The sequence below is a fragment of the Streptomyces sp. NPDC047917 genome (assembly GCF_043204345.1).
GTDB lineage: Bacteria > Actinomycetota > Actinomycetes > Streptomycetales > Streptomycetaceae > Streptomyces > Streptomyces sanglieri.
The window spans coordinates 349037-372790 of sequence record NZ_JBIDCA010000002.1 but is presented as its reverse complement, the minus strand read 5'-3'; the positions used below and the strand labels follow the sequence as shown (position 1 = coordinate 372790).

At 73.6% G+C, this 23754-nt stretch carries 14 protein-coding genes; 4 read left to right on the top strand and 10 right to left on the bottom strand.

The window, feature by feature from the left end:
* Position 1: 1 nt before the first annotated feature.
* Entirely contained in the window at positions 2-1396 is a 1395-nt protein-coding gene (locus tag ACGF8B_RS05335) for a dipeptidase (RefSeq protein ID WP_392734979.1), read from the bottom strand.
* A 169-nt stretch (positions 1397-1565) separates the two neighbouring features.
* Here ACGF8B_RS05335 and ACGF8B_RS05330 point away from each other — a divergent pair, with 169 nt between their 5' ends.
* Complete coding sequence (locus ACGF8B_RS05330) at positions 1566-2312, top strand: hypothetical protein (protein WP_392734977.1); 747 nt, start codon at positions 1566-1568, stop codon at positions 2310-2312.
* 70 nt (positions 2313-2382) lie between these two features.
* Here ACGF8B_RS05330 and ACGF8B_RS05325 read toward each other — a convergent pair whose 3' ends face one another.
* From ACGF8B_RS05325 to ACGF8B_RS05310, 4 genes are all read right to left on the bottom strand, one after another.
* Entirely contained in the window at positions 2383-5874 is a 3492-nt protein-coding gene (locus ACGF8B_RS05325; RefSeq protein ID WP_392734975.1) for a UvrD-helicase domain-containing protein, read from the bottom strand.
* 150 nt (positions 5875-6024) lie between these two features.
* Positions 6025-9507 (bottom strand): ATP-dependent helicase, encoded by a 3483-nt coding sequence (locus ACGF8B_RS05320; protein WP_392734974.1) that lies wholly within the window; start codon positions 9505-9507, stop codon positions 6025-6027.
* 58 nt (positions 9508-9565) lie between these two features.
* Positions 9566-10081, bottom strand: coding sequence for a hypothetical protein (locus tag ACGF8B_RS05315; protein WP_392734972.1), 516 nt, complete (start codon positions 10079-10081; stop codon positions 9566-9568).
* Entirely contained in the window at positions 10068-10487 is a 420-nt protein-coding gene (locus ACGF8B_RS05310; RefSeq protein WP_392734970.1) for an MGMT family protein, read from the bottom strand. Before ACGF8B_RS05310 ends, ACGF8B_RS05315 begins: the two co-directional genes overlap by 14 nt.
* A 221-nt stretch (positions 10488-10708) precedes the next feature.
* Here ACGF8B_RS05310 and ACGF8B_RS05305 point away from each other — a divergent pair, with 221 nt between their 5' ends.
* From ACGF8B_RS05305 to ACGF8B_RS05295, 3 genes are all read left to right on the top strand, one after another.
* The gene (locus tag ACGF8B_RS05305; protein ID WP_392734968.1) at positions 10709-13471 is read left to right on the top strand and encodes a lysylphosphatidylglycerol synthase domain-containing protein; all 2763 of its coding nucleotides are present in this window, start codon (positions 10709-10711) and stop codon (positions 13469-13471) included.
* Positions 13472-13709: 238 nt separating this feature from the next.
* Entirely contained in the window at positions 13710-15302 is a 1593-nt protein-coding gene (locus ACGF8B_RS05300; RefSeq protein ID WP_392734966.1) for an alpha/beta hydrolase, read from the top strand.
* A gap of 107 nt (positions 15303-15409) precedes the next feature.
* Entirely contained in the window at positions 15410-16990 is a 1581-nt protein-coding gene (locus ACGF8B_RS05295) for an alpha/beta hydrolase (RefSeq protein WP_392734964.1), read from the top strand.
* A gap of 82 nt (positions 16991-17072) precedes the next feature.
* On the opposite strand, the gene moeZ is transcribed toward ACGF8B_RS05295, so the two are convergent.
* The 5 genes from moeZ to ACGF8B_RS05270 all read right to left on the bottom strand — a co-directional run bounded on the left by moeZ (position 17073) and on the right by ACGF8B_RS05270 (position 23587).
* Positions 17073-18251 carry an adenylyltransferase/sulfurtransferase MoeZ gene (moeZ, locus tag ACGF8B_RS05290; protein WP_124716524.1) on the bottom strand — a complete coding sequence of 393 codons (1179 nt, stop codon included), beginning with the start codon at positions 18249-18251 and terminating at the stop codon, positions 17073-17075.
* 85 nt (positions 18252-18336) lie between these two features.
* Positions 18337-19167 carry a spherulation-specific family 4 protein gene (locus ACGF8B_RS05285; RefSeq protein ID WP_392734962.1) on the bottom strand — a complete coding sequence of 277 codons (831 nt, stop codon included), beginning with the start codon at positions 19165-19167 and terminating at the stop codon, positions 18337-18339.
* A complete protein-coding gene (locus ACGF8B_RS05280) occupies positions 19155-20120 on the bottom strand; it encodes an NAD(P)-dependent oxidoreductase (protein WP_124716526.1) in 966 nt (321 codons plus the stop codon). Before ACGF8B_RS05280 ends, ACGF8B_RS05285 begins: the two co-directional genes overlap by 13 nt.
* A gap of 148 nt (positions 20121-20268) precedes the next feature.
* Positions 20269-21774 (bottom strand): hypothetical protein, encoded by a 1506-nt coding sequence (locus ACGF8B_RS05275; protein WP_392734960.1) that lies wholly within the window; start codon positions 21772-21774, stop codon positions 20269-20271.
* On the bottom strand, positions 21767-23587 hold the full coding sequence (locus ACGF8B_RS05270) for a DUF3492 domain-containing protein (protein WP_392734959.1): 1821 nt from the start codon (positions 23585-23587) through the stop codon (positions 21767-21769). Before ACGF8B_RS05270 ends, ACGF8B_RS05275 begins: the two co-directional genes overlap by 8 nt.
* Between the last annotated feature and the right edge of the window lie 167 nt (positions 23588-23754).

Here is a 23754-nt window from a genome sequence, read left to right as displayed (position 1 = left end):
TTCAGCGGAGTGCGGCGGCCAGCTCGCCCCAGAGGTGCGCGGTCGTCTCCACGCCCTTGAACAGAAGGTCCAGCTCGACCTTCTCGTCGGGGGCGTGCCAGCCGTCGGACGGTACGGAGATGCCCAGGAAGAGGACGGGTGCGCCGAGCACGTCCTGGAGGTCGGCGGCGGGCCCCGAGCCTCCTTCGCGGGTGAAGAGGATCTTCTGGCCGAAGGCCCGTCCCATGGCGCGGGCCACGGCCTGCAGGGCGGGGTGGTCCAGCGGGGTCAGGCAGGGGCGGGTGGCCGGGGCGAAGGTGATCCGGTGCCCGACACCGGCCGGGATCCGTGCTTCCGCCCAGGCCCGGACCACGTCCTGGATCCGGTCGGGGTCCTGGCCCGCGACCAGCCGGAAGCTGATCTTCACCAGCGCGGAGGACGGGATGATGGTCTTGCTTCCGGCGCCCTGGTAGCCGCCGCCGATGCCGTTGACCTCGGCGGTGGGGCGGGCCCAGACGCGTTCCAGCGTGGAATATCCGGCCTCGCCCGATGCCGCCCGGGACTTGGCGGTGCGCAGCCAGGTGGCCTCGTCGAAGGGCAGCTCGGCGAAGAGCGCCCGCTCGGTGTCGGTGAGCTCGGCCACACCGTCGTAGAAGCCGGGGATCGCGACCCGGCCGTCCGCGTCGTGCAGTGCGGCCACGAGCCGGGCCACGGCGGTCGCCGGGTTGGGGACCGCGCCGCCGAACGAACCGGAGTGGATGTCCTGCTCGGGGCCGTACAGCTCGATCTCGCACTCGGCGAGGCCGCGCATGCCGGTGCAGACCGTGGGGGTCGACTCGTCCCACATGCCGGTGTCGGAGACGATCACCGCGTCGGCGGTGAGCCGCTCGGCCCGCTCCTCGACCAGGGCGCGGAAGTTCGGCGAACCGGACTCCTCCTCACCCTCGATCAGCAGCTTGAGGTTGACGGCGGGGGCGGTGCGACCGGTGGTGGCCAGGTGGGCCCGGACGCCGAGGGTGTGGAAGAACACCTGCCCCTTGTCGTCGGCGGCGCCCCGCCCGTACATCCGGCCGTCTCGGATCACCGGCTCGAACGGGTCGGTGTCCCAGCCGTCCTCGCGGGCGGCGGGCTGTACGTCGTGGTGCCCGTAGACCAGGACGGTCGGGGCGTCCGGCTCGTCGGAGGGCCAGTGGGCGAAGACCGCCGGGGCGCCGGGCGTCTCCCAGATCTCGGTGACCGGGAAACCGGTCTCCTTGAGCTTGGCGGACAGCCACTCGGCGCTGCGCCGTACGTCCCCGTCGTGCTCCGGCTGGGCGGATACGGAGGGGATGCGCAGCCAGTCGGCGAGGTCGTCCAGGAAGGCTGTGCGGTGCTGCTCGGTGTACGTACGGACGGCGCTGTCCGGGGTGTCGCTCATGGCCTTGAGCCTAGTGCCTCGCCCGGCGGGGTCCTCCCGCCCGAGGTTCCCGGCCCTTACCGCACCGCTGTGGCCGGATACCTGTCGGTGGCGCCGCTCCTCCAGTTGAATGGCCTCCTGAATGGCCCAGCGGGGCGGTGCCCGTCCCGGGCGGCGGGGGGAGAGGGAGTTGAGCGGTTCAGGTGCGGGTACGCCGCCGGGCCGGCGGTCCGGGGAGACGGCCGCGTGGGTCTCGGCGGTCACCGCTGTCGTCGGTCTGCTGCTGGCGGTGCTGGGGATCCCGCTCGTCGGCGGCTCCTCGGTCAACCGGACCGTCGCCGACCATGCCGGTGCTCCGGCCGCCCCGGCCTCGTCCACACCGGATCGGCCCGGTTCCCCGGGTGCGACCGACGGGCCCGGCGCCGTGCCCTCGGGGCCGTCGCGGTCCGGCCCGCCTCCGGTGCCCGAGGGGTGGCGCCGGGTCGAAGAGCGCGGTCTCACGGTCGTCTTCGCCGTGCCGGACGGCTGGACCCGGAAGGAGAGAAACGCCATCCAGAGCAACTGGATGTCCCCGGACGGTGCCCATGACATGAGCGTCAAGCGGGACACGTCGTACGGAGCGACCGCCCAGGACGCCTCCGCCGGGCAGCTCGCCTGGTACCGCGACACGGCCAGGTCGTCGATGGCCGGGCTGAAGGCCAGGACCCACACCACCCGGCAGAACGGCCGGAGCGCGCTCTGGCTGGAGATCGACTACCACTGGGCGGGCCAGAGCGAACCCCGCAAGCGCGTCGAGGTCTTCGTCCCGGGCGAGGCCGGCCAGGTCTATCAGCTGCTCCTCGACACCGCCGCCACCCCCGGCAGGCTCGCCACGCAGCGGCGGCTGTTCACGACCGCCCGCGCGCAGCTGCTGATCGACCGGCCTGCGCGGTCCTAGGCCGGACACGGCCCAGGGCGGCACGGCCCAAGGCGGCACGGCCCAAGGCGGCACGGCCCGGGGGCCGGTCCTAGTCCGGCTGTTCGTCCAGCAGGATGCGTTCCAGCTCCGCCCGGCCCGGCAGGCGCTCGGGGTGGACGGTCTCGCCGCTGCGCACGTACAGGAAGGTGGCGGTCACGTCGGCGAGCGGCAGGTCGTGCAGTTCCGCCCAGGCCAGGCGGTAGACCGCGAGCTGGAGGGGGTCGGCGGTGTTGGCGCGGGTGGTCTTCCAGTCGACGATCTCGTACGTGTCGCCGGTGCGGTACACCGCGTCGATGCGCCCCCGGATGATCCGGCCGGCCAGGGTGATCTGGAACGGCGTCTCGACGCGGTACGGGGTGCGGCGGGCGTACGGGGTGCGCTCGAAGGCCTCCTTGAGTGCGGCGAGATCGCGCTCGTCGGCGATCTCGGCGTCGCTCCCGTCGCCGCCGGGCAGCTCGTCGGGCCCGAGCATGGGCAGCGGCAGCTCCTCGAAGCGGGACTCCACCCAGGCGTGGAAACGGGTGCCCCGGCGGGCCGCGGGCTGCGGTGGCCGTGGCATCGGACGGGCCAGCTCCTGGGCGAAGCCGTCGGGGTCGTCGGCGAGGCGCAGCAGCTGGGTGGCGGAGAGCGACGCGGGTACGAGGACGTCGCGCACGGTGGCGCGGGCGCGGCGCAGCTCGCCGGCCAGGGCGTCGAGGTCGCGGTCCCAGGAGGCGAGGGTGCGGGCTTCCTCGGGGGTGAGGCGGTGCGGCCCGGGGTGCTGCTCCCCGGGGTGCTGCTCCCCGGCGGGCTTGGGGGTACGGGCGGCCGGGACGTGCGGCCGGGGGGCGGGCGGCGCGGAGGCGGGGGCCGCGGGGGGCTCCGTCGACAGCGTGTCCCAGTCACCGGCCCCTACGCCGGCCTCATCGGGGAACGGGGCGTCGTACCCGTCGTCGTACGGTTCGTCGAACCCGTCGTCGTACGGCTCGTCGTGCGGCCCCGGGGCATCGGGCAGCGCCTCGTACACGTCCGGCACGCCCCCCGCCGTGGCCAGGGCCTCCAGGTGTGCCAGCACCGTGTCCGCGGCGGTGCGGCGGCGGATCAGCGCGGTGTCGTCCAGCGGCAGCGGCCACGCGCGGTCGGCGGCCTTCGCGTCGAGCGCCGGGTTCTCCTCGTCCTCGGCCGGCTCGTCGGCCCAGATCTCGATCTCGCCGTGTCCGGCCGCGCAGTGCTCGTACAGCGCGTGCAGGAAGCCGGACGGGCCGCGCGGCTTCTTCTGGGACGGGCCCCACCAGTGGCCGGAGCCGAGCAGCAGGGTGCGGGGCCTGGTGAAGGTGACGTATCCCAGGCGGAGTTCCTCGGTGTGCTGGTGCTCCTTCATCTCCTCCTTGAACGCCTTGAGCCCCTTGGCGTCCCAGGAGTGGACGTCGGGGAGGGTCGCCCGGTCCCCGCGCAGGGCGTGCGGGAGGACCTTCGACTGGGCGGTCCAGGCGTCGCGGGACTGGCCGCTGGGGAACTGGCCGGCGACCAGGCCGGGCACGGCGACGACGTCCCACTCCAGGCCCTTGGACTTGTGGGCGGTGAGGACCTTGACGGTGTTCTCGCCGCCGGGCAGGGCGTTGTCCAGGCCCTTCTCGTACTGGACGGCGGTGCGCAGGAAGCCGAGGAAGGCGAGGAGGGTGGCGTCGCCGTCGGCGGCGGCGAAGCGGGCGGCGACGTCGAGGAAGTTGGCGAGGGTGTCGCGGCGGCGGGCGGCCAGGGCCTGCGGCGACGCGGACAGCTCGACCTCCAGCCCGGTGGTGGCCAGAACCCGGTGCAGCACGTCCATCAGCGGGTCGGCCAGCGAGCGGCGCAGGTCGCGCAGTTCGGCGGCGAGGCGGGCGAAGCGGATGCGGGCCTCGGTGGAGAACGGAAGCCCGTCGTCCTCCTCGCCGCCCGATTCGAGGAAGGTGTCCAGCGCGTCGGCGAGCGAGATCACTTCGGCCGGGTCGATGCCCTCGACGGCCTCGGCGAGCCGGCGGTCCGGGTCGAAGTCCTCGTCGTCGCCGTGGGCCGCGCGGTGCACGAGGAGCCGGGCCCGGCGGCCGAGCAGGGCCAGGTCGCGGGGGCCGATCCGCCAGCGGGGGCCGGTGAGCAGGCGGACCAGGGAGGCGTTGGCACCGGGGTCCTGGAGCACCTCGCAGACCGCGACGAGGTCGGCGACCTCGGGCAGGTGCAGCAGCCCGGACAGGCCGACGACCTCGACCGGGATGTCGCGGGCCACCAGCGCTGCCTGGATCTCCGGGAAGTCGCCCGCGGTACGGCACAGGACGGCGATCTCACCGGGTGCCCTGCCGGTCCGCACCAGGTGGGCGATCGAGTCGGCGAGCCAGTCGATCTCCTCGGCGTGGGTGCGGAGCAGGGCGCAGCGGACGATGCCGTCGCGCTCGGCGCCCGGGGCGGGGCGCAGCGCCTCGACGCCCTCGTGCATGGCGCGCAGGGGTTCGGCGAGCCCGTTGGCCAGGTGCAGGAGCCGGCCGCCGCTGCGGCGGTTCTCGCTGAGGGAGTGGCGGGTGGCGGGGGTGCCGTCGGTGTGCGGGAAGTGCAGCGGGAAGTCGTCGAGGTTGGCCACGGAGGCGCCGCGCCAGCCGTAGATCGCCTGGCAGGGGTCACCGACGGCGGTGACGGCGTGCCCGGTCGTTCCCTCGGGGCCGCTACCGAAGAGGGCGGAGAGCAGCAGCCGCTGGGCGACGGAGGTGTCCTGGTACTCGTCGAGCAGCACCACCCGGAATTCGTCGCGCAGGATCGTGCCGACCTCGGGGCGGGTGAGCGCGAGCTCGGCGGAGAGCGCGATCTGGTCGCCGAAGTCGAGGAGGTCGCGGCTCTTCTTGGCCTCGCGGTAGCGCCGGGTCAGCCGGAGCAGTTCACGGCGGGCCTCGGCGGTCTCGGGGATTTTGCGCAGCTCGGCGTTGCTGAGCCGGGCCGATTCGAGCGCGGCCAGGAGGCCGGTGTCGTACTCGGCGAGCTGTTCGGGGCGTACCAGGTGTTCGGCGAGCTCGGCGTCGAGCGCCAGCAGATCGCTGACCAGGGTGGGGAACGACCTGGTCAGGGCCGGGTACGGGCCGGGGGCCTCGCGCATCACACGGGCGGCGAGCTGGTAGCGGGTGGCGTCGGCGAGGAGGCGGGTGGTGGGTTCGAGGCCGATCCGCAGCCCGTGCTCGGTGAGGAGCCGGCCGGCGAACGCGTGGTACGTGGAGATGCTGGGCTCGCCCGGGGGGTTGTCCGGGTCGATGGCGTCGGGATCGGTGACGCCTGCCGCGATCAGGGCCTTGCGGACGCGCTCGGCGAGCTCACCGGCGGCCTTGTTGGTGAACGTCAGTCCGAGGACCTGCTCGGGGGCGACCTGGCCGGTGCCCACCAGCCACACCACGCGGGCCGCCATCACCGTGGTCTTCCCCGACCCGGCTCCGGCCACGATCACCTGCGGGGCGGGCGGCGCGGTGATGCAGGCCGTCTGCTCCGGGGTGAACGGGATCCCGAGGAGCTCCTTGAGCTGGTCGGGATCGGTGATACGTGAGGACACCCCAGAAAGGCTAACCGGCCGCACCGACAACCGGCGGTGCCGAAGAACCTCCGCCCAACCGGCGGCGCCGAGGAACCTCCGTCCCCGCTCACTCGCCCGCCCGCCTGCTCACCCGCACGCCTGCTGCCGCCTGCTCACCCGCCCACCCGCTCACTCCAGGACGTGGCGGCCCTCCGGCTGGGCGCTGCACGAGGCCCGGAAGGAGCAGTGCGTGCAGTGCTGGCCGGTGGTGGGGGTGAAGCGTTCGTCCAGGACCCGGCCGGCCGCGGTGGCCAGCAGGTCGGAGACCCATTCACCGGCGAGCGGTTCCTGTGCCTGCACCTTGGGCAGGGCGTCTCCGCCTTCCTTCTTGGGGGCGGGCTGGCGCAGCTGTACGAGTTCGGCGCCGCCGGGCTCGGGGCGCCTGCCGTCGAAGACGTCGTCGACCGCGCCTTCCCGGACGGCCAGCTGGTACACGGCGAGCTGGGGGTGGCGGGCGACCTCGTCCTTGGTCGGGGACTGTTTGCCGGTCTTGAAGTCGACGACGTAGGCGCGGCCCTCGGTGTCCTGTTCGACGCGGTCCATGGAGCCCCGGATGCGCACCTGGTACTCCCCCGCCCCCAGCGTCACGTCGAAGTCGTGCTCGCTCGCGGCGGGGGTGCGGGCGGCGCGGTCCATGACGTGCCAGCGCAGGAAGCGTTCGAGAGCGGCCCGTGCCTGTTCCTTCTCCTGCCGGGACTTCCAGGGGGCGTCGAAGACGAGTCCGTCCCAGACCGAGTCCAGCCGCTCCATCAGGACGGCGAGGTCGGCGGGGGTGCGTCCGGAGGCCACCTCGTCGGCGAGTACGTGGACCACGTTGCCGAAGCCCTGCGCGGCCGTCGCCGGGGCGTCCGCCTTGACCTCGCGCCCCAGGAACCACTGGAGCGCGCAGGTGTTGGCGAGCTGGTCGAGCGCGCTGCCGGAGAGGGCCACGGGCTGGTCCCGGTCGCGGAGCGGGACGGTGGAGCGGGTCGGTTCGTACAGGCCCCACCAGCGGTACGGATGGGCCGCGGGTACGAGCGGCTGGCCCTCGTCGTCGGTGAGCGCGGCGAGCCGGGCGAGGCGGCGGGCGGCCTCCTCGCGCAGGGCGTCGGAGGCTTCGGGGTCGACCGTGGTGGCGCGGAGCTCGGCGACCAGCGCGGCGACGGCGAGCGGGCGGCGGGGCCGGCCGGTGACGTCGCGCGGCTCGGTGCCCAGCTCGGTGAGGAAGCGGGACGGCTGGTCGCCGTCGTCGGCGGGCGCCTTGACCGCGGTGACGACGAGCCGTTCGCGGGCGCGGGTCGCCGCGACGTAGAAGAGCCGGCGTTCCTCGGCGAGGAGGGCGCCGGGGGTGAGCGGTTCGGCCAGGCCGTCGCGGCCGATCCGGTCCGCCTCCAGCAGCGAACCGCGGCGGCGCAGGTCCGGCCAGAGCCCCTCCTGCACGCCCGCGACGACGACGAGGCGCCACTCAAGGCCCTTGGAACGGTGCGCGGTCATCAGCCGTACGGCGTCGGGGCGCACCGCTCGACGGGAGAGGGTGTCGGCGGCGATGTCCTGGGCGTCGACCTCCTCCAGGAAGTTGAGCGCCCCTCGCCCGCCGGTGCGCTCCTCGGCGCGGGCCGCGGTGTCGAAGAGCGCGCAGACGGCGTCGAGGTCACGGTCGGCGTTGCGGCCGCCCGCTCCGCCGCGCAGCGCGGCGCGCTCCAGCCGGCCCGGCCACGGGGTGCCGGACCACAGGGCCCACAGGGCCTCCTCCGCGGTGCCGCCGCCTTCGAGGAGTTCTCGCGCCTTGCGCAGCAGTGCGCCGAGGCGCTGGGCGCCGCGGGCGTACGCCGGATCGTGCGCGACGAGCCGTTCGGGCTCGGCGAGCGCCCGCGCCAGCAGGTCGCCGGAGGGCGCCGGCAGGCGGTTCCCGGCGGCCCGCTCCTCGTCGCGCAGGGCCCGGCCGAGGCGGCGCAGGTCGGCCGCGTCCATGGAGCCGAGGGGGGAGGCGAGCAGGGCCAGGGCGGTCTCGGTGTCCAGCCAGGAGGACGCCTCCGCGTCCTCGCCGCCCACCGGTTCCACACCCGTGGTCTCCGCGCCCACCGCTTCCACACTCGTGGTCTCTGAGCCCTCGGCCTCCGAAGCCCCCGCCTCGGCGCTCTCTGCCTCCGAAGCCCCCGCCCCCGCGTCCTCCGCGCCCTCTGCGTCCTCCGCGCCCGGCGCACCCCGGCGCAGGGCCGCGGTCGCGACTGTGCGCAGGGCTGTCAGGAGCGGGGCCACGGCCGGTTCATGGCGCAGGGGAAGGTCGTCGCCGTCGACCTCCAGGGGCACGCCGGCCGATGTCAGGGCCCGGCGCAGCGAGGGGAGCGTGCGGCCGCCGGCCCGTACGAGCACCGCCATCTCGTTCCACGGGACGCCGTCCTCCAGATGCGCACGGCGCAGCAGATCGGCGATGTTCTCCAGCTCGGTGGACGCGGTCGGGTAGGTGTACACCTCCACGGTGCCGCCCTCGCGGACCGCGGCCAGTTCGCGGTGGGCGCGGACCTTGGCCGCGGGCAGCCGGGTCAGCGGCATCCGGCGGGTGAGCAGCCGGGTGGCGGCCAGCAGCTGTCCGCCGGAACGCCGCGAGGTGGTGAGCACACCGACCGGAGCCGGGGCGCCGTCCGCCCGCCGGAACGTCTCCGGGAAGTCGAGGATGCCGTTCACATCGGCGCCCCGGAACGCGTAGATCGACTGGTCCGGGTCACCGAAGGCGATCAGGTCCCGGCCGCCCCCCGCACCCCGGGCGCTCCCCCGGTTGCCGGCCAGCGCGTGCAGCAGCCGTACCTGCGCCGGGTCCGTGTCCTGGTACTCGTCGACGAACACCGCGTCGTACTGCCCCGCGAGCAGCGCCGACACCTCCGGGCGCTCCGCGAGCAGCACGGCCCGGTGCACCAGCTCCGCGTAGTCCAGCACCCCCTGCGCGTCCAGCACGTCCAGGTACTCGGCCAGGAACTCTGCGGCGGCGCCCCAGTCGGGGCGGCCGGTGCGGCGGGCGAAGGCGGCCAGCGCGTCCGGGCCCAGGCCCAATTCGCGGCTGCGGGCCAGCACCGCTCGTACCTCGTCGGCGAAGCCGCGCGTGGTCAGGCAGGCCCTCAGCTCGTCGGGCCAGCGGATGTGCGCGAAGCCGTCCCGCTCCAGTTCGAGCTGCCCGGCGAGCAGGTCTCGGACGGTGACGTCCTGCTCCGGACCGGACAGCAGCCGCATCGGTTCGGCGAAGAGGTCGGCGTCCTGGTGGGCGCGGACCAGCGCGTAACAGAAGGAGTGGAACGTGGTGGCCTGTGGTCCGCGGGCGGCGCCCAGCCGGGCGGCCATCCGGTCGCGCAGCTCCACGGCGGCCTTGCGGCTGAAGGTGAGGACCAGGACGCGGGCCGGGTCGCCGCCCCGCGCGATGCGTGCGGCGACCGCCTCGACGAGCGTGGTCGTCTTGCCGGTGCCGGGGCCCGCGAGGACCAGGAGCGGTCCCCCGGGGTGATCAACCACGGCGCGTTGTGCTGCGTCCAGGAGAGGAGGGTCCACGGAGCCCGGAGGAGTGCGCACCAGCCGGTACGCGCCCGCGGCCCGCTGCCGTGTCTGGCGGTGCGGACTGTGCCGGGTGAAGGAGGAGGAGCTCACGTGGTTCGCCGGTCCTGGTGGGTGTGCTGATGCCGAGGGTGCGGTGCGTGCCGCGAACTTACGAAGCTACGCCAGCGGAGGCACGATCCGGGACGAGAGCGCTGCGTGCCTCGTCACGTTCCGGGGCGCGGGTGCGGTCGTGGGTCGGCTCCGGGGCTCGGGTGCGGTCGTGGGTCGGCTCCGGGGCTCGGATGCGGTCGTGGGTCGGCTCCGGGGCTCGGATGCCCTCGCGGGTCCCGTCCGGAGCGCGGACCCCTTCGCCGGGCGGCTCCGGGGTACGGGTGCCGTCACCGGCCCCGTCCCGCGCCGCGTGGCGGGTGCTGTCGAGCTCCTCGGCACCACTGAACTCCGCACCACTGAACTCCGCACCGCCGAGCCCCGCACCGCCGAGGCTCGCGTCACCGAGGCCCGCGTCACATCGCCCCGAGTCACGGCGCCCCACCGCGCGATTCGCCTGCCGGATCGCGTCCTGCCGTACGCCACGGCTCCCGGACCGGGCCACTTCCCGCATCTCGTACGGCCCCGGCGCCGCCCGCCGTGCCGCCGGATGGCCGAAGCTGTCAGGTGTGAGCACCTCCGCCCTTGTCCCGGTCCGCGCCGCCGCCCGCGGTGACGCCGTCCCACCGCGCCCGCTTCATGTCGAGGCGCGGCAGATGGCCCTCCACGACGCGCGACGCCTCGCGCAGCGGGGTGCCCTCCGCGCGGTACTGGTCCAGCGCCCGCAGTTCGTGGCCGGGGAGCAGCGACCCGTCGGCGCGCACCACGCGCCACCACGGCACCGCGGCCCCGTACAGCGACATGACCCGGCCGACCTGGCGCGGCCCGCCCTCGCCCAGCCACTCGGCGACATCGCCGTACGTCATGACGCGGCCGGGCGGGATCAGGTCGGCGACATCGAGGACCCGCTCCACGTACTCCGGCAATGCGTGGCTCATCGGGTCGCCGCCCGCTCCGTCGCCGCTCGTCCGGTGTTGGCTCATCCGCCCCATCCTGCCGTACGCCACCGACATCCCGGCCGGGCCCGTGTGCGCCCGATCACAGGGCGTGCGCGCGGCGGCAAAGGGGCGTATCTTGCGCTTCGCGTGTCCGTGCAGTGCACCCTGATGCCCCCCTCCGTCGCCGGGCCGTGCCACCATCGTGCGGGCGGTGACCGGTGATACGAGAACACGAAGACCAATCAGAGGCGACGAAGGAGCAGGGCGTGCAGCCACCGAAGGCGGCGGACGCCCCTGACGCCGAGCCCCACCCGGACGAGACCACCGCACCCTCCGGGAAGCCCGGTGCCGGCCGGGACGAGGCCGGGGAGACCCCCGGGCGACTGGCCGGCTCGACGCTCTCGGCCGTCGCGGAGGAACAGGCCGAGCGCGTCTCGGGCGACGAACCGCTGCTTCCCGCCCGGGTGCACCGCCCCTCCGATCTCATGCGGCTCCTCATCGGGGTCCTGGCGGTCGTCGTCCTGTTCTCGATCGCCGCGTTCGCCCATGGCACCACGACCGGTCTCGAACAGGACATCAACAAGGGCACCGGCCAGGCACCCGACGTACTGATCAAGATGGCGGGCCTGGTCTCCAGCATCGCCGTGCTGCTGGTCCCGGTCGCCTTCGCCATCGAGCGGCTGATCAAACGCGACGGGCTGCGGATCGCCGACGGGGTGCTCGCCGCCGTACTGGCACACGGCGTCACGCTCGCCGCCGACCTCTGGGTCGCCAAGTCCGCCCCCGGCACCATCCAGGACGCCCTGACCCAGCCGCAGCCGGGTGACGCGCTCACCGACCCCGTGCACGGCTATCTCGCACCGGTGATCGCGTACATGACGGCGGTCGGCATGGCGAGACGGCCGCGCTGGCGGGTCGTGCTGTGGGTGGTGCTGCTGCTCGACGCGTTCGCGATGCTGGTGGGCGGCTACACGACCCCGTTCTCGATCATCCTCACCGTGCTGATCGGCTGGACCGTCGCGTACGGCACGCTGTACGCGGTCGGCTCGCCGAACGTGCGGCCGACCGGTCAGCACCTGATGGCCGGTCTGCGCCATGTCGGCTTCCGCCCGGTCAGCGCGATGCGCGCCGACGACGCCCCGGACTCGGGCGACCAGAGCGACCGGGGACGGCGCTATCTGGTCTCCCTGGAGGACGGGCCACCGCTCGATGTCACGGTCGTCGACCGTGAGCAGCAGGCCCACGGCTTCTTCTACCGGGTGTGGCGCAGGCTCACTCTGCGCGGCATCACCCAGCGCCGCTCCATCCAGTCGCTGCGCCAGGCCCTGGAGCAGGAGGCACTGCTCGCCTACGCGGCGATCGCCGCCGGGGCCAACGCGCCCAAGCTGATCGCCACCTCCGAGCTCGGCCCCGACGCCGTGATGCTGGTGTACGAGCACATCGGCGGCCGTTCGCTGGACGCGCTGGAGGACGCGGAGATCACCGACGAGCTGCTGCACGGCGCCTGGCGTCAGGTGAAGGCGCTCCAGTCGCGGCGGATCGCGCACCGCAGGCTCACCGGCGACGCCATCCTGGTGGATCGTTCCGGCAAGGTGTTCGTCACCGATCTGCGCGGCGGCGAGATCGCGGCCGGTGATCTGGTGCTGCGGATGGACGTCGCCCAGCTGCTGACCACGACCGGTCTGCGGGTGGGTGCCGAGCGGGCCGTCGCCGGTGCGCTGGCGGTGCTCGGACCCGACGCCGTCGCGGACTGCCTGCCGCTGCTCCAGCCGATCGCGCTGAGCCGCTCCACCCGCGCGGCGCTGCGCCGGCTCGCCCGGGAGCGCTCGCAGCGGGAGCGCGAAGCGGTGCTGGAGGCTTCGGACGCGGCCAAGCGGGCCAGGGCGCACGAGCACGGAGCCGCGTCCGGGACGCCGGACGACGACGCCGAGCGCAAGGCCGACCGCAAGACGCTCCGCAACCAGAAGCAGGCCGAGAAGCGCGCCCTGGACGACGCCCTGGAGGGGGCCCGCGAGGAGGACCTGCTCTCCCAGATGCGGCAGCAGGTGCTGCTGATCCGCCCGCAGGCCCCGGTCGAGCCGGTGCGGCTGGAGCGCATCAAGGCGCGCACCCTGCTCAGCTGCATCGCCGGCGCGATCGCCGCGTACTTCCTCATCTCCCAGGTCACCCAGGCCGACTTCGGAACCGTCGTCGAACAGGCGGAATGGGGCTGGGTGGCGGCCGCGGTCGGCTTCTCCGCGCTCACCTACGTGGCGGCGGCGATGAGCCTGCTGGGCTTCGTGCCCGAGCGGGTGTCGTTCGGCAGGACGGTGCTGGCCCAGGTCGCCGGCTCCTTCGTGAAGATCGTCGCCCCGGCCGCGGTCGGCGGCGTGGCGCTGAACACCCGCTTCCTCCAGCGGGCCGGGGTACGTCCGGGGCTCGCCGTGGCGAGCGTCGGCGCCTCGCAGCTGTTCGGCCTCGGCTGCCACATCCTGCTGCTGGCGGCCTTCGGCTATCTGACCGGTACGGAGAAGACCCCGTCCTCGCTCACCCCGTCCAGGACGGTGATCGCCGGGCTGCTGACCGTCGCCGTGCTGGTGCTGGTGGTGACGGCGGTCCCGTTCCTGCGGAAGTTCGTGGTGACCCGGGTGCGGTCGCTGTTCGCCGGAGTCGTGCCGCGCATGCTCGACGTGGTGCAGCGGCCGCAGAAGCTGCTGACCGGCATTGGCGGAATGCTGCTGCTGACCGGCCTGTTCGTGATGTGTCTGGACGCTTCGGTACGGGCGTTCAGCGGCCCCGACGTGCCGCAGCTCAGCTACGCCAGCATCGCGGTGGTCTTCCTCGCCGGCAACGCGCTGGGGTCGGCCGCGCCCACACCGGGCGGAATGGGTGCGGTCGAGGGCGCGCTGACGCTCGGTCTGATCGCGGTCGGTCTGCCGAAGGAGGTCGCGGCGCCCGCCGTGGTGCTGTACCGCCTGCTGACGCTCTGGCTGCCGGTGCTTCCCGGCTGGCTCTGCTTCACCCGCCTGACCCGCAGGGGCGAGCTCTGATGACCTGCGAGGGCGAGCCCTGGCCCACCTCGCAGGAGCGAGCTCCGACCACCCGCAGGAGCGAGCCCGACCACCCGCAGGGGCGAGCTCTGACGGCCCGTCGGGCCGGGTACTGACTCCCCCTCAGCCGCCATACGGGGCAGCCCGCAAGGCCAGTCGGGGGACGGCCGCGGGGGTCCGCCACCCGCTTGGACCGGTGCCCCGTGCAGCGACCGGGTTCCCACCGCACCATGGGGCCATGAGGACCTCCCCTGCCCTGCGCGCCGCGGCACTGGCCGCCGCCGTCACCGTGCTCCTGCCCATCACCGCCTGCTCGGAGAGCGGCGACAAGGAAGGCCCGGACGGGCCGCTCGCGGCGAACGCCGCCGAGGCGAGCAACTCCGGCGACCTCGCTTCCCAGCAGCTGACGTGGAAGCCCTGCCCCGCCCCGTCCACGGCGCAGGGCGGCGGAAAGGCGCCGACCCCGCTGCCCGGCGGGACCCCCTGGGAGTGCTCCTCCATGAGGGCCCCGCTCGACTACGCGAAGCCCGGGGGCGGGACGATCGAGCTGGCCCTGATCCGGGCCGCGGCCAAGAGCCAGGACAAGCGGATCGGTTCCCTCATCTTCAACTTCGGCGGCCCCGGCGCCTCCGGCGTCGCCACCCTGCCCGCCTTCGGCACCGAGTACGACAAGCTCCGTGCCCGCTACGACCTGGTCAGCTTCGACCCGCGCGGCGTGGGCCGCAGCGACGGCGTGGAGTGCGAGACCGACAAGCAGCTCGACGCCCGCTTCGAGACCGACGGCACCCCGGACACCAGCGCCGAGGTGGACGCCTTCGTCAAGGACACCAAGACGTTCGCGCGGGCCTGCGAGAAGAACTCCGGCAGGCAGCTCCCCTACGTCGGCACCACCGACGCGGCCCGCGACATGGATCTGATGCGCCAGGTGCTCGGCGACAAGAAGCTGTACTACTTCGGCATCTCGTACGGCACCGAACTGGGCGGTGTCTACGCCCACTTGTTCCCGAAGAACGTCGGCAGGGCGGTGCTGGACGCGGTGGTCGACCCGACGCAGGACTCCGAGCAGTCCTCGCTCGGCCAGACCAAGGGCTTCCAGCTCGCGCTGGACAACTTCACCCAGGACTGCGTCGACCGAGGCGCCGAGTGCAAGCTTCCCGGTTCCACCTCGAAGGAGGTCGAGCAGGGGATCGCCGACCTGCTCGCGAAGCTGGAGAAGAAGCCGATCCAGGGGCTCGGTTCGCGTCGGCTGACGGAGACGCTGGCGACCACCGGCATCGCCGCCGCCCTCTACTCCAAGCAGACCTGGTCGCTGCTGGAACAGGGGCTGGACGAGGCCGACGGCGGCAACGGCGCGCTGCTCCTCGCCCTCGCCGACTCGCTGAACGGCCGTTCCGACAACGGTCGGTACGACAACTCGATGGCCGCCAACACCGCGATCAACTGCGCCGACTCCAAGCAGCGGTTCACCGCGGACCAGACCGAGGCCAAGCTCCCCGAGTTCCGCTCCGCCTCGAAGATCTTCGGCAACTACCTGGGCTGGTCCCTGATGGCCTGCACCGGCTGGCCGGTGCAGGGCGCCTGGAACACCCCCGACGTCAGCGCCCCGGGCGCGGCCCCCATCCTCGTCGTCGGCAACACCGGCGACCCGGCGACGCCGTACAAGGGCGCCGAGGCGATGGCCGACGCGCTGGGCAAGGGCGTCGGCGTCAAGATGACGTACAAGGGCCAGGGGCACGGCGCGTACAACAGCGGCAACGCCTGCGTGCAGAAGGAGGTGGGCGGCTACCTGCTGGACGGCAGGGTCCCGGCGGCCGGAACCGTCTGCAAGTAGCGCTGCGCGCCCGGCGGAACCCCCTAACATGAGCGGACTTTCTGTACGTCGCAGGTACGGGCACATCTGTACGTCGTGAGTACAGGCACATCGGGGAGGACGCACACGTGGTCGCACACGCACGAGCCGGGGCTCTGGCCGGCGCCGCACTTCTGCTGACGGGGCTGCTCGCCGGCTGCGGCGGGGGTACGGACGACAAGCCGGCCGAGGGAGCGGACCGCGATCCCGCGTCCTCGGCCGGCCGTCCGTCCACCGGGCCGAGCGGGGAGCCGGGCACCCCCCGGCTGCCCGCTGCCCTCACCTCCCAGCGACTGGACTGGAAGGGCTGCGAGGCCCGCGCGGGCGAGAGCGCGCCCGGTTCCGAGTGGCGCTGCTCGACGGTACGGGTGCCGCTGGACTACGCGAGGCCCGACGGCGAGACGATCGGGATCGCGCTGATCCGCAAGAAGGCCGGGAACACGGGCCGGCGCCTCGGCTCGATGCTGTTCAACTTCGGCGGCCCCGGTGGTTCGGGCGTCTCCATACTGCCGCGCGCCGCCGGCTCGTACGACAACCTCAACTCCCGCTACGACCTGGTGGGCTTCGACCCGCGCGGGGTCGCCGGCAGCGAAGGGGTGAGCTGCCGCACCGACAAGGAGCAGGAGACCGCCTACCGGAAGGTCGACATGACCCCGGACACGGCGGCCGAGGAGACGGCGTTCATGAAGGACGGCGCGGACTTCGGCGCCGGCTGCGAGCGCCGCTCCGGCAAGGTCCTGCCCCACGTCGGCACGACGAACGCCGCCCGGGACATGGACCTGATCCGTGCGGTGCTCGGCGACAAGAAGCTCACGTACTTCGGGATGTCGTACGGCACCGAGCTCGGCGGCACCTACGCGCACCTCTTCCCCTCGAACGTCGGACGCACCGTGCTGGACGCCGTCGTCGACCCGACCGCGGACACCATCGGGCACGCCCGCAACCAGGCGACCGGCTTCCAGCGGGCGCTGGAGAACTACCTCAAGGACCGGGGCCAGGACCCGAAGGCGGGCACGCGGCGGATCACGAAGCTGCTGGAGCGGATCGACAAGAAGCCGCTGCCGACCACCTCGGGCCGCGAACTCAACGAGTCGCTGGCCGTCACCGGCATCGTCATGCCGCTCTATTCCAAGAGCAACTGGCCGTATCTGACAAAGGCACTGGACGAGGCGGAGAAGAGCGGCACCGGGAACATGCTGCTCCAGCTGGCCGACTCGTACAACGGGCGGGACGAGAAGGGGCACTACGACACCCAGAACCACTCGCAGCGCGCCATCTCCTGCGCGGACAGCAAGCTACGGCCGACGGCGGACGAGGCCAGGGCGCTGCTGCCGGAGTTCCGGAAGCTGTCCCCGGTGTTCGGCCCGTTCCTGGCATGGGACACCGCCGGCTGGTGCGCGCAGTGGCCGGTGGAGGGTGAGCACGACACCCCCGAGACGAGCGCTCCGGGCGCCGGTCCGGTCCTGGTCGTCGGGACGACCGGTGACCCCGCGACGCCGTACGAGGGCGCCCGGAAGATGGCGGACGAGCTCGGCAAGGGCGTGGGCGTGCTGCTCACCAACAAGGGCGAGGGGCACGGCGCGTACGGCGGGAGCTCCTGTGTGACCTCGGCCGTGGACGCGTACTTCCTGGACGGGATGGTCCCGGAGGACGGCAAGACCTGCTCGTAGCTCCGGCCCGGGGCGCACGACGAAGGGGCCGGTCCGCGGTTGCGGACCGGCCCCTTCGAAGCGTTCGTGCCGAGCGTTCGTCCTAGTAGACCGGCTTCTCGGGCTCGATCTGGTTGACCCAGCCGATCACGCCGCCGCCCACGTGCACCGCGTCGGCGAAGCCCGCCGACTTGAGGACCGCGAGGACCTCGGCGCTGCGGACGCCCGTCTTGCAGTGCAGGACGATGCGCTTGTCCTGCGGGAGGTCCTGGAGGGCGCTGCCCATCAGGAACTCGTTCTTCGGGATCAGCTTCGCGCCCGGGATCGAGACGATCTCGTACTCGTTCGGCTCACGGACGTCGATGATCTCGATCTTCTCGTCCGCGTCGATCCACTCCTTGAGCTGCTTGGGAGTGATCGTGGAGCCGAGCGCCGCCTCCTGGGCCTCCTCGGACACGACGCCGCAGAAGGCCTCGTAGTCGATGAGCTCGGTGACGGTGGGATTCTCTCCGCAGACCGCGCAGTCGGGGTCCTTGCGAACCTTGACCTGGCGGTACTGCATCTCCAGGGCGTCGTAGATCATCAGTCGGCCGACCAGCGGGTCGCCGATGCCGGCGAGCAGCTTGATGGCCTCGGTGACCTGGATGGAGCCGACGGACGCGCAGAGCACGCCCAGCACACCGCCCTCGGCGCAGGACGGAACCATGCCCGGCGGGGGCGGCTCCGGGTAGAGGCAGCGGTAGCAGGGGCCGTGCTCGGACCAGAAGACGGACGCCTGGCCGTCGAACCGGTAGATCGAGCCCCAGATGTACGGCTTGTTCAGCAGTACGGCCGCGTCGTTGACCAGATAGCGGGTGGCGAAGTTGTCCGTGCCGTCCACGATCAGGTCGTACTGGGCGAAGATGTCCATCACGTTGTCGGCTTCGAGCCGCTCCTCGTGAAGGACCACGTTGACGTACGGGTTGATGCCCAGCACCGAGTCCTTGGCGGACTCGGCCTTGGAACGCCCGATGTCGGACTGGCTGTGGATGATCTGGCGCTGCAGGTTCGACTCGTCGACCTCGTCGAACTCCACGATGCCGAGCGTGCCGACACCGGCCGCGGCCAGGTACATCAGGGCCGGCGACCCGAGACCACCGGCGCCGACACAGAGCACCTTCGCGTTCTTCAGCCGCTTCTGTCCGTCCATCCCGACATCCGGGATGATCAGGTGGCGGGAGTACCTGCGGACCTCGTCGACGGTGAGCTCAGCAGCTGGCTCGACCAGGGGTGGCAGCGACACAGGAACCTCAACAATGCAGGTGGTCGGTTTCTACGTACTTCGGCTACGTACGGTTGTTCTTGCCGTAACACTGCCACGCCCCTTCTCATTCCGAGATACCAGGTCCGATCCGCGAGACGATTTCGTCCCAGTACCTGGGCAGTGCCGCGAATGGATCGGTTTGTCCCTGCTGGCCGTCTCGATCCGTGAAGAAGATCGTGCCCGCGCCCTGCCAGCGGGCGATGCGCATGGCCTCGTCCAGGTGGGTGCGCGGAACGCCGTGGACGAAGTGCGCGAACCGCTCCGGCGGGTAGGAGGCGGTCCACTCCGCCACCTGCGACCAGCGGTAGTCCGTCCACGGTCCGCAGAAGGTGACCAGCTGGTCGGCGGCCTCGGCGTAGCCGGGGTGCGGATGGGTGCCGAGACCGAGCACCAGCTGCCCGCTCCCCTCCCCGTACGGGGGCTCGCCGTGCTCCAGGAGCGTGGCGAGCGTGGCGGTGAGACGGCGCACCGCCGGGAGCTCGGGGCGCCCGGCCGGGCAGCGGCCGAGATAGAAGCCGTCGACGCGGTACCAGTCGAGGAAGGACTGCGCGTCGGCGATCAGTTCCCCGAAGGGGCGGCTGCCGTAGGCCAGATCGAGATGGCCGAGCAGCCGGCCGCCCGCCGCGCGGGCCGAGTCCCGCGGGTCCTCGCCGTGCACGGCCCGCTCCCGCGCGTTGCGGAGCCGGCCCGCGGCCTCCAGGCAGTGCGGATCGGGGCGGGCGCCGGGGCCGTCGTCGATGTTGAGGACGGCCCAGTGCAGCGGGGTTCCGGGGCGGGCCAGCTCGGCCCATTCGGTCGGGGCGAGCAGCGGATGCGCGTAGCCGGGCACACCGAAGCCGAGCTGCTCGGCGCCGCCGGTCCGGCGGGCCGTTCCGGTGCTGGTCAGATACGGCACGCCGCCTCCATCCAGATGTCGGCGAGGGACTCCTCCAGATTGATCCGGGGGCGCCAGCCGAGCCGGTCCCTGGCGGTGCGGACGTCGGCCTGCTGCCAGGCGCCGCAGCCGTCCGGGTAGGGGGACGGGGTCGCCGAGAGGTGCTCGATGACCGACTCGGTCGAGGTGCGCGGGGCGCCGATGGGCAGCCGGGGCGGGGGCGCGTCGAGTTCGTGGAGCGCTCCGGCGTATCCGGCGACCCGGGCGAGTACGGCGGCCGCGTCCCGCAGGCGCACGGCACGGCCGGTGCCGATGTTGACGACGCCCTGCGCGGCGGAGAGCGAGGCCGCGTGCACGGCTCGGGCGACATCGCGGACGTCCACGAAGTCGCGCTGCACGCCGAGGCCGCTGAGCTTCAGCTCGCCGTCGCCGGACTGCATGGCCCGGCGCATCGCCTCGGCGAGCCTGCCGAGCGGGGATCCGGCCGGGGTGCCCGGGCCGACCGGGGAGAAGACCCGCAGCACGACCGCGTCGAGGCCGGAGCCGAGGACGAGTTCGGTGGCGGCGAGCTTGCTGACGCCGTACGGGCCGCCGGGGCGCGGGACGGCGTCCTCGGCGGTGGACGAACCGGGCTGCGAGGGCCCGTACTCCGAGGAGCAGCCGACCTGGACGAGCCGGGCCGTGCAGCCGCTGCGCCGCATCGCCTCGCAGACCGTGGCGACGGCGACGGTGTTGTGGCGGGTGAGGTCGCGGGCCCCGCCGCGGGTGGCGCCCGCGCAGTTGACGACCACTCCGGGGTGCACGGCGTCCAGGAAGCGGGTCAGCGCTCCGGGGCTGCCGCTGGCCAGGTCGAACCGTACGTCGGCGTCGTCGCCGCGGCCGAGCGCCGTGAGGTGCACGGCGGGGTCGGCGAGCAGGCGGTCGGCCACGAACCGGCCGAGGAATCCGTTGGCTCCGAGCAGCAGCACCCTCATCGCGCGCCCCCTCGGCGCCGACGGCGAGCTGCCGGTGAAGGGGATTGGGGGGTCATGTCCGGTGTCTCCTTGAGAAGTGAGGTGCGGTTGGGCAATGACCCGCGGCGTCGGCTCCGCGGGGCGTGCGATGGCAGTGGTGAGGCTGTGGTTACGCGGCGACCGGGCCTTCGTCGACCGGCCGGGCGGTGGTGTGGGCGGACGCCCGGGAGAGGACGACGGTGGCTGCGACGAGCAGCCCGAGCGCGGCTCCTCCGCACGCGATGGCGGGTACGGATCCGGTGCCGGACGTCATGACGAGAAGGTCGACGGGGCGGGCGAGGAAGTGCAGGCCGGGCAGCCGCCCGGCCAGGACCAGCGCGGGGGCCAGTGCCTCGGTCACGCAGGCGAGGGCGAGTCCGCCGGTCGCGAGTCCGGGGAACCCGTGCACGGTCAGCAGCCGGGCCAGCAGGAGCAGTACCCCGAGTGCGGCCGCCCCGGCGAACGCCCCGCCGCCCCCGTACCCCAGGTGCGCGAGGTACAGCAGACCGGCGAGGGCGCACAGATGAAGCGCGACCGCCCCGAACAGCAGGGGGCGCACGCCCGCGGCGAACTCCTCCAGTGCGCGGCTGCCGATGAGTCTGCGCTGTGCGTGCACGGAGAAGAGGTGGGCGCACCAGGTGGCCGGGGCGAGCGCGAGGGCCAGGCCCAGCAGCGGCGCGGGGGTGAGGTCCCAGGGGCCCTCGGGGCCTCCGCTGAGCACCTGGTCGAGCAGCGGTTCGCCGTACAGGACGTAGCCGAGGAGCCAGCAGCCGTACACGCGGGCGGCGCCCGAGGAACGGCCCTCGGCGTGCAGGGGGCCGCTGCGCAGCGCGAGCGCGAGCGCGGCGGCGGCGAGGAGCGCCCCGGCCAGGGCGACCGCGAGCCGGGCCGGGCCGTCGAGCGTTCCCTCGGTGAGTCCGAGTGCGCCGACGGTCGCGATGCAGGCGGCGCCCGGCAGCAGCGCGCGGAGCGACCAGGCGGCGCGGGTCGCGATGGCGTGCTCCGGCGCTTCGGGGCCGGTCGCGGTGTCCGCGGCCACGCCGGGTACCCGTGCGAACAGTTCCTCGGCGAGCGAGAAGACGTCGCGGTGCCGGTAGCGGGCGGCGGTGCGGTCGGTGACGCCGTGGGCTTCGAGCCCGGCGGCGACCTCCAGCGGATCGACGGCCCGCTCGCACAGCTCGCGGTGCCGGTGCATCAGTGACTTCACCGGGTCGGCGGGTCCGCGGCGCGAGGCACTGGGCCGGCGCGCGGACGCGGTGCGGGCGATCTCGGGGGCGCGGGCGGGGGGCCCGGAAGGACCAGCGGCGCCCACCGGGTCCACACAGGCAGAAGGCCCGGAAGAACCAGCAGCACCCACCGGGTCCACACAGGCAGAAGGCCCGGAAGAACCAGCAGCACCCACCGGGTCCACCGGCGCCCGCTGCGGCCCCGGTTCCGGCTCTCCGGAGGCGGACGGCCCGGAGACCAGGGCCCGGGAGCGGAGGTCCCAGCTTCCGCCGGTGCTCGGTGCGGCGGGTGCGTCGGACACCTCGGTCGGGCGGCCCATGGTGGTTCCTCCGTGATCGTCGTCGGCCGCTTCGGACCGCTCGGGTCCGCCGCGTCCCGGCCCGGTCTGCCCCTGTTCCTGTTCACTCATCGCCGCCACCCGCTCCCCGCGCTCCCGCGCAGACGGTCCGGGGTCCGGCGGCGGCCCAGCTGGGGGTGCGGCCGGCCGGGGCGGCGCCCGGGGTGGTCCACGGGCCCAGGACGTGCGCCTCGGGCGGGGTGGCGAACGGACGCGGTCCGCCGTCGGCGTCCACCGCTTCGGCCTCCCTGCGCGCCGGGGCCTGTGCGATCAGCTCCAGGTAGATGCCGCGGAATGCCGCGAGGTTCTGTTCGACGGTGAAGAGTTCGAGTGCGCGGGCGCGCGCCGCCGCTCCGAGCCGTGCCCGGCGCTCGGGGTCCCGCAGCAGCGCGAGACAGGCGTCGGCCAGCGCCCGGGGGTTGCGCGGGGGCACCACGAGCCCGGTGCCGCCGATGACCTCGACGACCGCGCCGACGTCCGTGGACACGGTGGCCCGGCCGCAGAACATCGCCTCGACGAGACCGGTCGGAAAGCCCTCCATCGCGCTGGAGAGGACGACGACCCCGCCCGCCGCGTAGGCGTCCGGCAGTTCGGGCACCTCGGCCCCGCCGATGTCCTCGAAGGAGACCGGGTTGTCGCCGACGGCGTGCGCGTCCGCGGCCTCGTCGGGGAAGAGCTGGACGGCGAGCGCCCGGCAGTGTGCGAGGTAGGTGGCGCCCTCCGGTCCCGGTACCGGTGCGCCGATGATCCTCAGCCGGGTGTCCGGCTCGGCCTTCCGCACCTCGGCGAAGGCGTGCAGCAGCGCGATCAGGTCCTTGGCGGGCTCGATCCGGCCGACCCAGACCAGGGTGTCGCCGGGGCCGCTGTCGCCGCTCTCCCCGAGCGCCGTGAAGCGCTCGGACTCCATGCCGGGGTGGACGGTGCGCAGCTTCTCCCGCTCGGCGCCGCACCGCTCCTGCCAGCGGCGGGCGTGGGTGTTGCCCGGGGTGACGACGGCGGCCTGCCGGTACACCTCGGTGGCGAGCCGCCCGTGGAAGCCGGCGAGCAGGGCGCGTACCGGCGCGTTCAGCTCGGCTCCGGTCGCCGCGAGGTAGTGCGCCCGCAGCTGTACGCCGTGCTCGGTGACCAGCAGCGGCACGCCGAAGAAGCGTTTGGCCAGCAGTCCCGGCAGAGCGGCGGCCCCGCCGGACGTCGCATGACAGAGGTCGACCGCGCCGAGGCCCTCCTCGTCGTACCAGTCCAGGGAGAGCGGGCGGAGCACCCGGGCGAGCTCCCGGGCGAAGGCGAGGAGGTCGGGGACGGTGGCGGACTGGACGGTGCGCCCGGTGCCGGGGGCGCGACAGGCCGCTTCGAGCACCCGCACGGCGGTCTCGGAGCGGAGGGCCGCGGTGAGTCCGCCGCGCTCACGGGCGAGTTCGGCGAGGCCGTACAGGCCCTGGGTGAACCGCGCGTCGGTGGCCGCGGACGTACGCCCGCAGTCGGCCGCGCCCCCACGTGCGTCCCCGCCCGCGGCGTCGTCCTCGCCGCCGGCCGCGCCCGCCGCGCAGACCGAGGCCGCGAGGGCCGTGAAGTGGGCCGTGAAGCACTGCCGTTCGCGCCGCCCGTACGGGCGGGCGTGGCCACCGGTCACCATCCGGGCGAGCAGCCCCCTGGCGGCCCGGGTGCCCGGCCCGTCCTCGTCGGCCGTCCAGAGCGGCGCCGTCCGCACCCGGCCGACCCGCATCGGGAGCGGCACCCAGCCCCGCTCCTCCTGTTCGGCGGAGCGGCAGAGCGCGAAGAGATCGAACTCGTGCTGTGCGAGTCCGCGCACCAGACGGTCGCACCAGAGCCCGGACTCACCGTTCGCATACGGGTATCCACCGTCGGTGAGCAGTCCGATCCGCACGAGTACACCCCCGATCTCCCTTGTGGGCGGCCGCCGTTGGAATGGCGGCTCACAGCGGGACGACCGTAAGCGGATACGCCGGTGGGGGGGGGGGGGGGGGGGGGGGGGGGGGGGGGGGGGGGGGGGGGGGGGGGGGCGACCGGGGAAAGACCAAACCCGACCAAAAA

Bases quoted from the DNA above. Each gene is read 5' to 3' on its own strand.
- ACGF8B_RS05335 (WP_392734979.1), bottom strand. From the start codon at position 1,396: ATGAGCGACACCCCGGACAGCGCCGTCCGTACGTACACCGAGCAGCAC.
- ACGF8B_RS05300 (WP_392734966.1), top strand. From the start codon at position 13,710: ATGAGGACCTCCCCTGCCCTGCGCGCCGCGGCACTGGCCGCCGCCGTC.
- ACGF8B_RS05275 (WP_392734960.1), bottom strand. From the start codon at position 21,774: ATGAGTGAACAGGAACAGGGGCAGACCGGGCCGGGACGCGGCGGACCC.
- ACGF8B_RS05280 (WP_124716526.1), bottom strand. From the start codon at position 20,120: ATGAGGGTGCTGCTGCTCGGAGCCAACGGATTCCTCGGCCGGTTCGTG.
- ACGF8B_RS05310 (WP_392734970.1), bottom strand. From the start codon at position 10,487: ATGAGCCAACACCGGACGAGCGGCGACGGAGCGGGCGGCGACCCGATG.